Origin of the sequence: Nocardia sp. NPDC050378, from assembly GCF_040655675.1 — a bacterium.
GTDB lineage: Bacteria > Actinomycetota > Actinomycetes > Mycobacteriales > Mycobacteriaceae > Nocardia > Nocardia coubleae.
In genome coordinates, this window is sequence record NZ_JBFAKI010000002.1 from 402,350 (window position 1) to 417,267 (window position 14,918).

Genomic DNA, 14,918 nt, shown 5'->3' on the forward strand with positions numbered 1-14,918 from the left:
CCGAATCAGCGTTCATAGCCAGTCGGAGCCCACTGGACTGGTCGCGACCTGGGCCGATGCCGTCGACCGCCGCATCTGGACCGGCTGCGGACCGCGCGGCGTGAGGCGACACACACGGCCCGGATCAGCGAATGGACCGGACCACCGGTTCGGTGTCGTCGTCGGCGACGCCGATCGCCTCGGCGAGCAACTCGTCGAGGTGGTACGGGTACACCGCCTCGCCGGTGGCGTCGAGGGCGCGGATGTCGGCGGGCGTGCACCACCGGTGGCCGGTGATGGTTCGCCGTTCCAGCGCGGTGAGGTCGGCGGGCCGCCAGGCGAAATCGGGGGCGCGCAGGACGAAGAACAGTTCTTCGGAGCGGATGAGTTCACCGTTGAACGGGAACACCGCGACCCGCCGCCACAGCGGACCACGCAACGCGGCCGGGTCGATCCGCTGCCCGGTCTCCTCGTACACCTCGCGCACCGCGGTTTCGCGCAGGGTCTCCCCCGGTTCCACACCGCCGCCGACGGTGAACCAGAACGCCACCTCGGGAACCATCGGGTCGTGTCCGCGCAGCAGCAGCACCCGGTCCTGTCGGTCGAGCAGCACCACCCGCGCCGAGGTGCGGGTGGTGTGCACCTCCAGCCCGGTGGACGCGGCCGGTGTCGCGCGTTCGGTGATCTCGAAATAGGTCGGCAGCGGCGCCGTACCGCCCAGGTGCAGCCAGCGCACGGGCCGGCGGGTGCGCAGGGCGAGGGTGTCGCGCACGGCGTCGTTGTGGAACCGGCGCGCGATGAGCACCCTGGCTTCGGCGTCGGCCAGTTCGGCGACGAGCTGGGGTCGCAGCTGACCGATGTCGATCGTCGACAGCGCGGCCGAGAGCTGGTTCTCGATGGTCTCGCGATCGCACCGCTCGGCGCGTTCGGCCCAGTCGGCCAGGGCGGCGAGCTGTCCGGCCCGCTCGGACCGCACCGGGTCGGTGCTCGCCGGGCCCGCGATGGCCATGGCGACCGCGCGCGCGACGACCGCGCGCCGGGCCAGTGCCGCGTCGAGGGCCTGCCAGGACCGGTCCGAGCGCACGTGCAGCCGGTCGAGCCGGTTGGCGGTGGACGCCGCCCACACACCGAGCGCGAGCACGAACAGAGCGACCAGGCCGAGAACGAGGATCGCGGTCGCGGAGAAGGTGATCATCCGGCGGCCCGCACCCCGTTGTCGCCGACGGTGACGGTCTCGTACACGCGCAGGATCTGTTCGGCGACCACCGGCCAGTCGTAGGCGGCGACCACCTGGGTGGCGGTGCGCACCAACCGGTCGCGGGTGTCGTCGTCGGTGAGCAGGGTGTCGATGGCCTCGGCCAGCGCGACCGCGTCACCCACGGGGGTGAGCAGTCCGGCGCTGCCGTCGCGCAGTACGCGGCGGAAGGCATCGAGTTCGCTGGCCACGACCGGCGTGCCCGCCGCCATGGCCTCGATGAGGATGATGCCGAAGCTCTCCCCGCCCAGGTTCGGCGCCACGTACACATCGGCGCTGCGCAGCGCGGCGGCCTTCTCGGCGTCGGAGACCTGGCCGAGGAAGCGCAGGTGCCCGGCATGGGGGCCCGCCTCGCGGCGCAGCCTGTCCTCGTCGCCGCGCCCGACGATCAGGATCTCGACGCCGGGATGGCGTTCGACGAGCGCGGGCAGGGCGGCGAGCAGCACGTCCATGCCCTTGCGTGGTTCGTCGTAGCGGCCGAGGAACAGCACCGTCTTGCCCGCGCGCGGGTAGCCGTCGAGCAGCGGGCCGCGCGCGAACGCCGACACATCGACCCCGTTGGGGATCTCCACCGCATCCGACCCGAGCGCCTCCACCTGCCAGCGCCTGGCCAGCTCCGACACGGCGATCCGCCCGCTGATCTTCTCGTGGTATGGGCGGAGCACACCCTGAAAAGTGCTGAGCACCAACGACTTCGTGGTCGAGGTGTGGAAGGTGGCCACGATGGGGCCCTCGGCGATCTTGAGCGCGAGCATCGACAGACTCGGTGCGTTGGGTTCGTGGATGTGCAGCACGTCGAAGTCGTTGCTGTCGATCCAGCGGCGGATGCGCGTGTAGGCCATGGGTCCGAACGACAGTCGCGCCACCGACCCGTTGTAGGGGATGGCGACGGCGCGACCGGCCGAGACGACGAAGTCGGGCAGCGGCGTGTCGTCGGAGGCGGGGGCGAGCACGCTCACCCGGTGCCCACGCTCGATGAACACCCGTGCCAGCTCGACCACGTGTGCCTGCACGCCGCCGGGCACGTCGAAGGAGTACGGGCAGACCATGCCGATCCTCACCGCACGTCACCTGCCTTGGCCGCGGCGATCCTGGCCAGTCGTTCCGGCGACAGGTCGGCTTCCCACAGGGGCTGGAGCATGTGCCAGTCGGCCGGGTGCCGGGCGATGTTCGCCGCGAACTCGTCGGCGAGCAGCTGGGTCGTCGCGGCCACACCACCCGAGACGTCCAGCGGCGCACCGGCTTTCAAACCCCACCCTTCGGTGCCGTCGGCCTCGGTGGTGAACCAGGCGTGCACCGGCATCAGCGCGGCGCCGGTCTCGATGGCGAGTTTGGCCGCACCCGCGGGCATCCAGGTGCGTTCACCGAAGAAGTTCACCGGCACACCGCGGCCGGTGAGGTCGCGTTCACCCATCAGGCACACGATCCGGTTCTGGCGCAACCGTTCGGTCAGCGGTACGAACGGTGGCTGTTCACCGCCGGTGAGCGGGAAGACCTCGAAGCCGAGGCTCTCGCGGTAGGTCACGAACCGTTCGAACAGCGATTCGGGCTTCAGCCGTTCGGCGACGGTGGTGAAGGTGTCGTAGTGCTGGACCAGCCACACCCCGGCCATGTCCCAGTTGCCGGAATGCGGCAGGACGAAGATGACGCCGCGTCCGGCTTCGAGGCCGGCGTCGACGTTTTCCAGGCCGTGGACGTAGTAGTCGATGGTGCTGTGGTCCATGCTCGGCAGCCGGAACGCCTCACGCCAGTACCGGGCGTAGGAACGCATGCTCGCCCGCATCAGGTCGTCGGGAACCTCCGCCGGTGCTACCCCGAGCACCCGGGCCAGGTTTCGGCGCAGCTGGCGCGGTCCGCCGTCCTTGGTCGCACGGTCGGCGCCGAAGTCGAAAGCCTTGCGCGCCAAGGATTCCGGCGCCGAACGGACCAGACGCCATCCCGCCGCGTAGCCCCAGTCGCTGAGCCGTTCGCTGATGGTCACGACGCCGTCTCCCCTGCCTGTTGTTGCGGCGCGGGCGGGATCACCGTGCGCGCGCCCGGCGAGTTGCGCACCGCGAGCACCCGCTGGAACACGGTGACGGTGCTGAGCACCGCCAGCACCCACATGGCCACGTACACCGCCCAGGTGAGCCAGCCGATGCCCCAGTGTCCGCCGATTCCGGTGAGCCCGGCGCCGACGAGCACGATCACCAGCCGGTCCGGCCGTTCGATGATCCCGCCGTCGGCCGACAGCCCACTGGCCTCGGCCCGCGCCTTGGCGTACGAGATCACCTGCGAGGTGACCAGCACGATCAGCGTGGCGACGAACAGCTGCTTGCTGTGCTCGTGGTAGACCGCCCACCAGGCCAGACCGGCGAAGATCGCGCCGTCGGCCACCCGGTCACAGGTGGCGTCGAGGACCGCGCCGTACTTCGTGCCGCCGCCGCGGGCGCGCGCCATCGCACCGTCGAGCATGTCGAACATGACGAACAACCAGATGACCATCGTTCCCCAGAACAGGTGACCGCTGGGAAACAGCGTCACCGCCGCGACGATCGTCGCGGCGGTGCCGATGAGGGTCATCGTGTCGGGGGTGAGCCCGGTCTTGACGAGCGCTTTGCCCAGCGGCGCAGTCGCTTTGGCAAACGTCTGCCGCCCGAAGAAGCTGAGCACGGTGTCCTATTCCTCCTGCGCCTTGCGGGGCACCCGCACCCGATCGGCTGCGAGGTGCGCGGCTTCGCGATGATCACACATCTACGCCTCCCATGCCTCCGCCAGCAATTGCCGCGTCTCACGCAACAACTGAGGCATCACCTTCACCCCGCCGACCACGGTGATGAAGTTCGCATCCCCGCCCCAGCGCGGAACGATGTGCTGGTGCAGGTGGTCGGCGAGCGAACCACCGGCCACCCCGCCCAGGTTGAGTCCCACGTTGAATCCGGCGGGCCGGGAGACCCGTTTCATCACGCGGATGGCCTGCTGGGTGAACGACATCAGTTCCGCGCTCTCGGCGGGCGTGAGGTCCTCCAGGTCGGCTACCCGGCGGTACGGCACCACCATCATGTGCCCTGGGTTGTACGGGTACAAGTTGAGCACGGCGTACACCTGCTCGCCGCGCGCGATGATGAGCCCGTCCTCGTCCGACATCTTGGGGATGTCGGTGAACGGGTGCCCGGTGGCGTCCTTCGGCTTCACCTCGCCGGTGATGTAGGACATCCGATACGGCGTCCAGATCCGCTGCAACCGGTCGGGCCTGCCCGCCCCGGCGTCGACGATGGAGCCCGCCGACGCCTCGGCCTGTTCGCTCATGAGCTCGCCTTGACGATCTCGAAGCCCTCCGCGGTCGGTGAGGCGTTCTCCCGGTTGCCGACCCAGGCCACGATGGTGGCCACCGCGTCGTCGACGGGCACACCGTTGACCTGGGTGCCGTCGCGGAACCGGAAGCTCACCGCGCCGGACTCCACGTCGCGGGCGCCGGCCAGCAGCATGAAGGGCACCTTCTGCGCGGTCTGGTTGAAGATCTTCTTCTGCATGCGGTCGTCGCTGCGGTCCACCTGGGCACGCACACCGGCGTCGGTCAGCCGCTCGATCACCGAATCCAGGTGGGGCACAAAGTTTTCCGCCACCGGGATGCCGACGACCTGCACCGGAGAGAGCCACGCGGGGAACGCACCGGCGTAGTGCTCGGTGAGCACACCGAAGAACCGCTCGATGGAACCGAAGAGGGCACGGTGGATCATCACCGGGCGCTGCTTGGTGCCGTCGGAGGCGGTGTATTCGAGGTTGAAGCGTTCGGGCAGGTTGAAGTCGAGCTGGATGGTCGACATCTGCCAGGTGCGGCCGAGCGCGTCCTTGGCCTGCACGGAGATCTTCGGGCCGTAGAACGCGGCGCCACCCGGATCCGGGACCAGCTCGAGACCGGAGGCCGACGCCACCTTCGACAGGGTTTCGGTGGCCTCTTCCCACAGCTCGTCGGAGCCGACGAACTTCTTCGGGTCCTTGGTCGACAGCTCCAGGTAGAAGTCGTCGAGGCCGTAGTCCTTGAGCAGCGACAGCACGAAGTTCAAGGTGGTGGTGAGTTCGCCGTGCATCTGCTCTTTGGTGCAGTAGATGTGGGCGTCGTCCTGGGTCATGCCGCGCACGCGGGTCAGGCCGTGGATCACGCCCGACTTCTCGTAGCGGTACACCGAGCCGAACTCGAACATCCGCAGCGGCAGCTCACGGTAGGAACGGCCGCGCGCCCGGAAGATCAGGTTGTGCATCGGGCAGTTCATCGGCTTGACGTAGTAGTCCTGGCCCGGCTTGCGCACGGTGCCGTCGTCGTTGAGTTCGGCATCGAGGTGCATGGCCGGGAACATGCCGTCGCGGTACCAGTCCAGGTGGCCGGAGGTCTCGAACAGCGCGCCCTTGGTGATGTGCGGGGTGTTGACGAACTCGTAGCCCGCGTCGATATGGCGCTGACGCGAGTACTCCTCCATCTCCTTGCGGATGATGCCGCCCTTGGGGTGGAACACCGGCAGGCCCGAGCCGAGCTCGTCGGGGAAGGAGAACAGGTCGAGCTCGAGGCCCAGCTTGCGGTGGTCGCGGCGCTCGGCCTCGGCCAGCAGGTGCAGGTACTCGTCCATCGCCTCGGTCGATTCCCAGGCGGTGCCGTAGACGCGCTGCAGGTCCTCCCGGTCCTGGTCGCCACGCCAGTACGCGGCCGAGGAGCGGGTGAGCTTGAAGGCGGGGATGAACTTGGTGGTGGGGATGTGCGGGCCGCGGCACAGGTCGCCCCACAGCTTCTCGCCGGTGCGCGGGTCGAGGTTGTCGTAGATGGTCAGCTCGTTGCCGCCGACCTCCATGATCTCCGGGTCGTCGATGCCGGACTTGTCGCTGATGAGTTCCAGTTTGAACGGTTCGTTCGCCAGCTCTGCGCGCGCGTCCTCCACCTCGACCACGCGGCGCGAAAACCGTTGCGCGCCTTTGATGATCTTCTTCATCCGGGATTCCAGCTTGGCCAGATCCTCGGGGGTGAAGGGCCGCTCGACGCGGAAGTCGTAGTAGAAGCCGTCCTTGATCGGCGGGCCGATGCCGAGCTTGGCCTCGGGGAACTCCTGCTGCACCGCCTGGGCGAGCACGTGCGCGGCCGAGTGCCGGATCACGCTACGCCCGTCCTCGGTGTTCGCGGCGACGGGCTCGACCTCGGCGTCTTCCTCGGGAACCCAGGACAGGTCCTTGAGGGCGCCGTCGGCGTCGCGCACGACGACGACGGTGTCGGGGCCCTTGGTCGGCAGACCCGCTTCCCGCACCGCCGCGCCCGCGGTAGTCCCGGCCGGCACGGTGACGAGCGCGACTGGGCTGATCGGTGCAGAGGTGGTCACGGGAATGCTCTCCTTGACGTCGCGTTCTGTGGGGCGGACCCCACAGCGGTGCGGGCCATCCCCGCACCGCGCCCAACTCTACTGGGGGTGGGATGGATCCCGGGGATCAGGCTTGCGACAGCAAGGCCGTGCGTTCGGCGGGTGGGCGTTTGGGGCAACTGGTGCACATGGTGCAGGTGGGGACCTCGTAGACCAGGCAGCACGAGATCCGCTTGACGAACGTGCGGTCGGCGAGGGTGACGAAGCGTGGGGCGGGCAGGCGGGAACCGACTTCACCGGCCAGCTTCGTGCCCGCTTCGCGGGCGCCCGCGTCGAGGGCCCGATTGCCGATGGCGTCGGTGACGATGGCCCACAGTGCGGGCACCGCCGCCCCCGAAACCGCCGCTACCTGCGGGATCACCGCTGCCAGCGTCTCGCGCAGGGCGGCACCGACAACAGCGTCGGCGGGGGTCGGCGATGGCACGGGCTCGCGGGCGGCACCCGGCGCGGCAGGTGCGAAGGCGCGGAACCGCATTCGCTCCACTCCCCCGTCCGGCCGGATCTCGCACTCGAATTCGTCGAGTACGGCCAGCGGGGCGGGATAGCCCTTCGCGTAGGCGGAGGTGATCGGCTCGACCAGCGCCGAGGCGACCATGCACCACCACAGGGTGCCGCCGACGCGCCGGGTCTCGGTGCCCCACGAGCGGCTCATCTCGGTGATCCTGGCCGATATCCAGGCGGGATCGGTGAGCGCGCGGCCGGGGGCCGTGCTCACGACATCAGGGGACTGCGCAACCATGGCCAATCGACTCCGATCCACCCGCCGACCATCGAATATGTGCCGAGCAGCCACAACGTCACGACGACGAGGGCGAAGGTGGCGACCGCGCCCAGTGTCTTGATCACCCAGCCGCGTGAGGTGTACCAGTCCATGACGATCCGGTACTTGCCACGCACCCAGGTGAGGGTGTGGTGCGCCCACATGAACTCGGTGGCCAGGATGCCGAAGCCCGCGAACACGAGCGCCCAGCCAGGTCCCGGGTACGGGATCGTGACGATCCCGACGATCAGCACCAACCCACCGATCACGCCGACGGCGACGCGATAGCCGGCGTTCAGGATAGGGCGGGCGGCGATGCCTTCCCGGAAGGCGCGCCAGCGATCCTTGATCGCGTCCCACCGTCCGGGCGAGCCGGAGGCGGTGGCCACGGTGTCGGATTCGGCGCGGTCGGCGGTCGGCTCGCTGGTCATTGTCTCAGCCTAACGAGCCGACCGCCGGCCGGTCACAGTCCGACGCCGATGTCACCGTCGATGGTTCGGACGCCGTCGGCGGTCACTTCGAGCACCCGGGCACCGGCGATGTCGAAGAACAGCCCCGACACGACCAGCCCACGCTCCTCGACGGCACGCCGCACCGCGGGATGACGACGCAGCGTTTCCACCTGTACGGCAACGTTCACCATGCTGAGCTGGTCGACCTCGTCGAAGCCCGCCGCCCTGGCCGCCCGGACCACCGGATGGCCGGCGCGGAACCGCTCCAGGCTGGCTTCAGCGTGTGCGAGCCAGGAACTGAGCCCGCCCTCGGCGTCGGCGCCGGTGTAGACCGCTTTCATCGCCCCGCACGCGGAGTGCCCGCACACCACCACCGTGCGCACCGCGAGTTCGTCCAGCGCGAACGCCAGTGCCGCCTCGACGGAGTGGTCGCCGGTGATCGGCACCAGATTGCCCACGTTGCGCACGGTGAACAGGTCACCCGGACCGCTCGAGGTGATCACGTTGGGCACGATCCGCGAATCGGCGCAGGTGAGGAAGAACGAGTCGGGGTCCTGTCGGTCGCGCAATCCGTCCAGGTGCGGCCGCACCACGTGGGCGTGGCTGCGATGGAAGGCCGACACACCGGCCCGCAGCGCGTCGCCGCCGGAGGCGCGGTGGCGCCACGGTCCGAGGAACTCGTCCCACACCTGCCGCCCGAAGCCACGGGCGGGCGGCGCCGCGTCGGCACCGGCCATCCGCGCACTGCCGATCTCCACGAAATCGACACGGCCACCGGAACTTTCCAGCTGACGCTGCCAGTCTTCGATGGCCTCGAAGGCGGCGTGGTCGAGGAAGTCGACGGTCATCTCCACGGTCACCTCGGCACCGGCGGGCACCTTGGCCAGTTCCGAGGACAGCTTGGGCAGCGCGAGGAAGGTGCACGATCCGTCGATGCGGACCAGCCAGCGCGCCCCCACCGGCACCGCGCTCACCTGCACACGCACCACCCGCCACAGCAGCAGCGCGAAGGCGAGCCCGAGTCCGAGCAGCACGCCCTCCAGCAGGTTCAGGAATACGACCCCGAGCACCGTGACGAGGTAGATCAGCAGGTCGCCGGTACGTTTGGCGGACCGGATGTGGGCGATCTTCACCAGCTGGATGCCGATCACGATGAGCAGACCGGCCAGCGCCGCCATCGGGATCTGCTCGACCAGCCCGACCAGCGCCACGGAGAACACCAGCACCCAGACACCGTGCATGATGGCCGAGGCACGCGAGCGCGCGCCCGCGGCCACATTGGCCGAACTGCGCACGATCACACCGGTGATCGGCAGACCGCCGACCAGGCCCGAGAGCACGTTCGCCGAGCCCTGGCCGACGAGTTCACGGTCGAAATCGGTGCGCGGACCGGTGTGCATCTTGTCCACGGCCACCGCCGAGAGCAGGCTCTCCACGCTGGCGATGAGCGCGATGGTGAGCACCATCATGGCCACACCCGCCCAATTACCCGAGGGCAGTTGCGGCAGTTGCAGGGCGTCGAAGATCGAGCCGTCGAGGACGATGCGGTCGATGTCGGTGAACAGGAACGAGATCAGCGTGCCGACGACCACCGCGACGAGCGGGCCGGGCACCGCGCGCAATGCCGGTGGGACGTACTTCCAGCCCAGCATCACCGCGATCACCACGGCACCGACGACGGCGCCGCCGCCGTGCACCGACAGCAGCTGACCGGGCAGTTCGACGAGATTGCGCCATGCGCTGCTGTGCGAGGAACCGCCGAGCAGCACGTGGATCTGCTGCAGCGCGATGGTGATTCCGATACCCGCGAGCATCGCGTGCACCACGACGGGCGCCACGGCGAGAGCGGCGCGCGCGATCCGGCTCAGCCCGAACAGGATCTGCAGCACACCGGCGGCAGCGACGATGAAACAGGTTGTCCGCCAGCCGAACTGGGTAATAGATTCGGCAACGACGACGGTGAGTCCGGCGGCGGGACCACTGACCTGCAGGACCGAACCGCCGAGCGAGCCGGCGACGATACCGCCGATCACGGCGGCAACGAGCCCGGCGGCGACCGGTGCGCCGGAGGCGACCGCGATGCCGAGCGACAACGGCAACGCGACCAGGAAGACGACAATGGAAGCGGGCAGATCATGACGCACTACGTTCTGCCATCGCGGTGGGCGGGACGGGTTTTCGGGTTGCGGCGCGACCTCGGGCTCGGGCGGAGCGAGATCTTGATCTACGGACATGTCTCTCCTTCGCGCAGGGAACCCCGGTGCGACGGCGAACCGGGAAGGAATGGCATCGATGATCAATCTATTGGTAAAGAGTTGGCAAAACCAGTGTGCCGCAACAACAGTGGGAGTGGCCATAATCTCGCGGCCATCGTGTTGTGGCCCACAGCAATTCGCTATCGGTGAGCCGGGACACACCACCCCGCGACAGTGACGCGCCGAACGGTCGTAACACTGTGCGGCAGCGCAGGATTCACAACGCCCGAACCATTGAAGGTAGCCATCATTCTCCTTCGCCGGAGCGGTGAGGCGTCCGGTTCATCGGTCGAACATGCACTGGCAACAGACACTGAGCTGCGAGAAGAGCCCTCGGAAGCGGGCCGGGATCAATAGTAAAGACTTACCCAAGCTCGCGAAAAGGTTCTGACCCGAATCGCTACGCAACTGTGATGTGCGACACATCTGACACTGGATGCCGAAGCGACCAGTAATCGGGAAGCTCCGGCGATCCAGGCGTGGAGATGTCTTCGCCGTGAACACAACCGCCAGGTTCGCCGGGCGCACCGGCTGATCGCCTGGTCGCGCCGATCCCCGGCACGCCGCACCGCCTGATCGAGGACTGGTCATGGACAGGCGGGCGGCGACACCGAGCGATGACCTCAGCCGATCCGGACCACTCTGGCCCACCCGGGCGGTTGGTCGGGCACGTAGTACGGATCGTTCTCCGACACAGCACCTTCCCGGCGGAACAGACCGACGACGGTCCGGCAGGACGGGCGCGCCGACGGCCACGGTGTCTGGCCGTCGGTCAGCGCGACGAGGACGTCCGGTCGGGTACGCAGGGCCCGGGTGAAACCGGTCCGCAGATCGGTGCCGCCGCCGCCGATCAGGGTGATCCCCTCGGCGCGGCACACCGGGTCGGCGATGCGGGCGGCCGCGTCGCACGACCACACGGTGAGCAGGTCGTGGCGGCCACCGAGGGTGCGGGTGATCGCGGCGACTTCCAGTAGGGCACTGCCCAATTCGTCGTCGCTGACCGATCCTGAGGTATCGATGATCACCCCCACCCGTGGTGGTGTCCGGCGCAGACTCGGCAGCACCACCCGGGGCAGGCTCGCCGCGCGCCTGGCCGGTCGCCCGTACCGGTAGTCGGCACCCGCGCCCGCCGCGGTCGCCGCCGAGCGCAGGGCCGCGCCGAGCAGATCACGCCACGGCTGCGGTGGGTGCAGCGCGTCCTTCGCCCAGCGCCGCCAGCCCGCGGGTGCGTCACCTGGTCGGCCGATGATGGCCTGGGCGACGCGGAAGCGCACCGCGTCGCGTTCCTGGGTGTCGAGCCCGGCGGCGCCGTCGGGGCCGAGATCCCAGGGGCGGTCCGCCCCGTCAGCGCCGCTACCGCAGTCGAGCCAGGCCATGTCCTCGGTGCGGCGACCGAGACGGAACTGCCGCAGATATTCCTCCATCAGTTCGCCCTCGGCCAACCCCAACCGTGCGGGCGTGACCGCGCCCTCGGGCACGACGAGGCCGTCACCGAAGGCGTCGTCGTTGATCTCGGCGTCGGCGGCGATATTGCGGCGCAGTTGCTCGGCCGGTCCGTCCAGATCGTGTGCTCGGGCGAAGCGCTCGCCGCGCTCGTGGTGTTCGCGCAACAGATGCGAGACCTCGTGGACCAGCACCGAGGCCAGTTCCTCGACCGGTGTGCGGTCGACGAAACCCGGTGCGACATAACACCGCCAGTACCGGTCGACGCCCATCGTCGGCACCTGCCGTGATTCGACGAGGTGCAGAGCGAACAGTGCGGTCGCCAGGTAGGGGCGCGCCCGGACCGCGTGCAGGCGGGCGGCGTAGAGCTTGTCGATGTCGAAGCTCATCGCGTCACCTTCGCCGCGACGCGGGCGGCCGCCCGGTCCGCGCGTTGCGAGATCGACACCACGCCAGCGAGTTCCTCGATCGCGGCGGGCACCACCCAGTCGTCGCGGCGCAGAGTGGCCAAGGTGGTGGCGGGCACGACCACCAGGTCCGGGGCACCCGTCCGGACGGCCCGCACCAGCAGTGCCCAGGCCGCGTCCCATCGCGCCCGGTTCGGGTGGTTGCGGACGGCGGCGACAACGCCGTCGAGAACCACCTGGCGCAGATCGCCGCGCTCGGGCAGGTCGGCGGCCGCCGGATCGGCGAGCAAGGTTTCCGGGTCGGGCAGATCCATCCGGTCCATGCTGGTGAGCAGTTCGAATCCCGGTCCGTCACCGACGGTGCCGCGGATCAGCTGTGCGAGGACCTCGCGGTCGGCGCCTGATGCGGTGGCGAAGGCGATCAGCCGCATCGTCATCTCCCAGCTGCGTGGTGAGGCCCACGCCCCGCCCCGCCGCGTTTCGGTCGTCGGCAGCCGATGTGCGAGCGCGGGGCGTGCGGTGAGGAGCGCACACACCGATCTGCGCGCGAAAGCGACTGCCTCCGGCAGCTTTTCGGAATTCAGTCGCGGCAGCGTCGCCTTCGGCCAGGTACCGCCGAGACCACGTACCACCACCTCAGGGTCGTGGGTCCAGTGCAGATGTACGAAACGGTTGGCCAGTGGCGGGCTGAGTTCCCAGCCGTCGGCGGCGGACGACCGGGGGTTCGCCGCCGCGACGATGCGCACTCCCGGAGGCAGCCGCAACGCACCGACCCGCCGTTCGAGCACCAGCCGCAGCAGCGCCGCTTGTACGGCCGGCGGGGCGGTGGACAATTCGTCCAGGAACAGCAGCCCGCGGCCGGCCCGGGCGAGGTGCACCGCCCAGTCCGGCGGCGCCATGGGGACACCGTCGACGGCCGGGTCGGCGCCGGGAATCGGCAGACCCGAGAAGTCCGACGGCTCGTGCACGCTCGCGATGACGGTGGTGAGTGGCAGGTCGAGTGATTCGGCGAGCTGGGTGAGCGCGGCGGTCTTGCCGATCCCTGGTTCACCCCACAGCAGTACCGGCAGATCGGCGGCGACGGCCAGGGTGAGCGCCTCGAGTTGCGGATTGCGGCGTGGTTCGGTGGTGGTGCGGCCGAGCAGGTCCAGGAGTTCGTCGGCGACATCGAGTTGGGCAGTAGGTGGTCGGGGTGCGGTCGATTCACCTCGGCGGTCGGGTGATGCCGGATCGGGCATCGGGGCCGGCAGAGTCGCGGCGTACTGCGTGGACAGATCGGAAAACTGCACAGTCATGAATCACCTCGGGGGTGTGAGAGTTCGGGTGCCTGATGGGTGCACTGCGCGCCGGTGGGCCCGGCGGCAGGGTCAGGAAAGGACGTGGCGGTTGTCGTGGCGGGCCAGACGCTGGAGGAGCTTGCGGTCGCGTCCGTGGCGCAGCCCTGCCCGCTGCAGGCGGTCGGCGAGGGTGCGCGGGGCGTCCTTGCCGAGACCCGCGAAGCTCCCGGATCGATACAGGCCGTAGGTGATCCGGCGGCGTGCCGCCCGGTCGATGGCGTCGCGCAACGGTCCGTCCCGCAGCACGGCACCCGCGCCGAGCAGGTCTTCGACGACGGTCAGGGCTCCGGCGGTGTCGCCGTGGTCGAGACGTTCACGGACACCGTCGATCCAGTCGGGTCGACGATGCGCCGCATCGATGACGCGCAGGCACGGCAGGGCGATACCGGTCAAAGCCACCAGAAGTTCCTCCCGCGCGACCTCGGCCAAGTCGTGATCGAGCGCGCTGAGCACCCCGTTCACCAAGCCGATCCGATGCGTCTCGCCTCGGCATTCGACGAGGTGTGTTCGTGGGGGCGAGGTCCTCGTTCGGGTAGGGGATCGATCCGCCATCGGGGCGAGCGCCTCGGCGACCAGCGGGTGGAGCCGGTCGGCTGTGATGGCACCGGCGCGCAGGAGGTCCAGGTCGGGAAGTGCCCAGGTGGCGGCATCGGGCAGGATCGGCAAAGCGGTCAGGCGGCCGCGTGGGTGGTCCGTCACGATTCGCACGACCGGACCCCACCCCGGCGCCGGTTCTTTCGATGCTGTCGCTGCGGGTTCCACCTCCAGCACCACATGCCGTCGAGCACCGAATCGGACCAGTACCCGCTGGGACGACACTGGTCCCGCGCCCGCGGAAACCGGCTGCGCCGAAGCCTTCTCGGTGCGCGACACCATCGGCCGCTGCTCGGCGCGAAGCAGCCGGACCGCCTCGGTGGCCCACTGCTCGACCGCACAATTCGTCGGCACTTCGATCAGCCCACGATCGGCGGGCGAGGTCGCGCCGGAGACGAATCTCGCCGCGACACCCGGATCACCGGTCTCGCCCGGTGATGCCCCGCACCGCATCCCCAGTTCCCCCGCTCGCCGGGCGTCCCAGAGGTGGCGGTGCAGGTCGAGTCGGTAGCGCCGGTTCGGTCGCGGGTGCGGGTGCAGGCTCGGCGCGGTGTCGGAGCCGTCCCATACGGCGAGGCTGATGCGCTGACCCGCATCGGCCCACGCCGGCGCCGTCCGCACCACCAGATGCACAAATCCGTCTCGGCCACTGGATGTTTCGCGCGCGTATCGAGCCAATGTCAGGGTCAGGCCCGGCCGGAGCAATCCGTCGGGTGCGACTCTCGGCAGGTGCCAGCGCAACAGATCCGGGGCCAGACACCGCAGGTCGGTGCGCACCCGAGCGGCGAGTTCGCGGCCGTGTTTCCGGGCCAGCGCGCGCAGATCGATGTCGGTATCGACGTGTGCCGCAGCGCAGGCCCCCGCCCAATCACCGACACCGCGCCGAGCGGTGGCCGCATCGATCATCGCCGGTGGGACGGCGAACTCGCGCACACGTGACCAAAGGGCGAGGCGGGAATCGAGCGAACAGGAAGCCGGTTCCAGGACCGGCGAGGGGCTCAACGGCCCGGGCGGAGGACGCCCTTTCCACTTGTCGTCATCAGCCGAGTATGCAC

At 69.4% G+C, this 14,918-nt stretch carries 12 protein-coding genes; all 12 read right to left on the bottom strand.

Features of this window, described 5'->3' with window-relative positions:
- Positions 1–124: 124 nt before the first annotated feature.
- The 12 genes from AB0I35_RS05820 to AB0I35_RS05875 all read right to left on the bottom strand — a co-directional run bounded on the left by AB0I35_RS05820 (position 125) and on the right by AB0I35_RS05875 (position 14,796).
- Positions 125–1,171: an NUDIX domain-containing protein gene (locus AB0I35_RS05820; RefSeq protein WP_357395005.1), complete on the bottom strand. Its 1,047-nt coding sequence runs from the start codon at positions 1,169–1,171 to the stop codon at positions 125–127.
- Positions 1,171–2,295, bottom strand: a complete 1,125-nt coding sequence (locus tag AB0I35_RS05825) for a glycosyltransferase family 4 protein (protein ID WP_357394609.1) — start codon at positions 2,293–2,295, stop codon at positions 1,171–1,173. The genes AB0I35_RS05820 and AB0I35_RS05825 overlap by 1 nt, the downstream gene beginning before the upstream one ends.
- A complete protein-coding gene (locus tag AB0I35_RS05830) occupies positions 2,292–3,215 on the bottom strand; it encodes a phosphatidylinositol mannoside acyltransferase (protein WP_357394610.1) in 924 nt (307 codons plus the stop codon). The genes AB0I35_RS05825 and AB0I35_RS05830 overlap by 4 nt, the downstream gene beginning before the upstream one ends.
- Positions 3,212–3,886 (bottom strand): phosphatidylinositol phosphate synthase, encoded by a 675-nt coding sequence (pgsA, locus tag AB0I35_RS05835; protein WP_067636187.1) that lies wholly within the window; start codon positions 3,884–3,886, stop codon positions 3,212–3,214. Before pgsA ends, AB0I35_RS05830 begins: the two co-directional genes overlap by 4 nt.
- A gap of 81 nt (positions 3,887–3,967) precedes the next feature.
- Positions 3,968–4,522 (bottom strand): HIT domain-containing protein, encoded by a 555-nt coding sequence (locus AB0I35_RS05840; protein ID WP_067636189.1) that lies wholly within the window; start codon positions 4,520–4,522, stop codon positions 3,968–3,970.
- Entirely contained in the window at positions 4,519–6,576 is a 2,058-nt protein-coding gene (thrS, locus tag AB0I35_RS05845; protein ID WP_357394611.1) for a threonine--tRNA ligase, read from the bottom strand. Before thrS ends, AB0I35_RS05840 begins: the two co-directional genes overlap by 4 nt.
- Before the next feature lie 106 nt (positions 6,577–6,682).
- Positions 6,683–7,330 (bottom strand): (2Fe-2S)-binding protein, encoded by a 648-nt coding sequence (locus AB0I35_RS05850; RefSeq protein ID WP_357394613.1) that lies wholly within the window; start codon positions 7,328–7,330, stop codon positions 6,683–6,685.
- A complete protein-coding gene (locus AB0I35_RS05855) occupies positions 7,327–7,806 on the bottom strand; it encodes a TIGR02611 family protein (RefSeq protein ID WP_357394614.1) in 480 nt (159 codons plus the stop codon). Before AB0I35_RS05855 ends, AB0I35_RS05850 begins: the two co-directional genes overlap by 4 nt.
- 32 nt (positions 7,807–7,838) lie before the next feature.
- Positions 7,839–10,061 (bottom strand): SulP family inorganic anion transporter, encoded by a 2,223-nt coding sequence (locus AB0I35_RS05860; RefSeq protein ID WP_357394616.1) that lies wholly within the window; start codon positions 10,059–10,061, stop codon positions 7,839–7,841.
- Positions 10,062–10,705: 644 nt separating this feature from the next.
- On the bottom strand, positions 10,706–11,914 hold the full coding sequence (locus AB0I35_RS05865) for a VWA-like domain-containing protein (protein WP_357394617.1): 1,209 nt from the start codon (positions 11,912–11,914) through the stop codon (positions 10,706–10,708).
- Entirely contained in the window at positions 11,911–13,170 is a 1,260-nt protein-coding gene (locus AB0I35_RS05870; RefSeq protein WP_357395007.1) for a MoxR family ATPase, read from the bottom strand. Before AB0I35_RS05870 ends, AB0I35_RS05865 begins: the two co-directional genes overlap by 4 nt.
- Positions 13,171–13,299: 129 nt before the next feature.
- Entirely contained in the window at positions 13,300–14,796 is a 1,497-nt protein-coding gene (locus tag AB0I35_RS05875; RefSeq protein WP_357394619.1) for a hypothetical protein, read from the bottom strand.
- Between the last annotated feature and the right edge of the window lie 122 nt (positions 14,797–14,918).

Excerpts from the sequence above, each read along its gene's own strand:
- AB0I35_RS05840 (WP_067636189.1), bottom strand. The coding sequence starts at position 4,522 with ATGAGCGAACAGGCCGAGGCGTCGGCGGGCTCCATCGTCGACGCCGGG.
- AB0I35_RS05855 (WP_357394614.1), bottom strand. The coding sequence starts at position 7,806 with ATGACCAGCGAGCCGACCGCCGACCGCGCCGAATCCGACACCGTGGCC.
- AB0I35_RS05860 (WP_357394616.1), bottom strand. The coding sequence starts at position 10,061 with ATGTCCGTAGATCAAGATCTCGCTCCGCCCGAGCCCGAGGTCGCGCCG.
- AB0I35_RS05865 (WP_357394617.1), bottom strand. The coding sequence starts at position 11,914 with ATGAGCTTCGACATCGACAAGCTCTACGCCGCCCGCCTGCACGCGGTC.
- AB0I35_RS05870 (WP_357395007.1), bottom strand. The coding sequence starts at position 13,170 with ATGCCCGATCCGGCATCACCCGACCGCCGAGGTGAATCGACCGCACCC.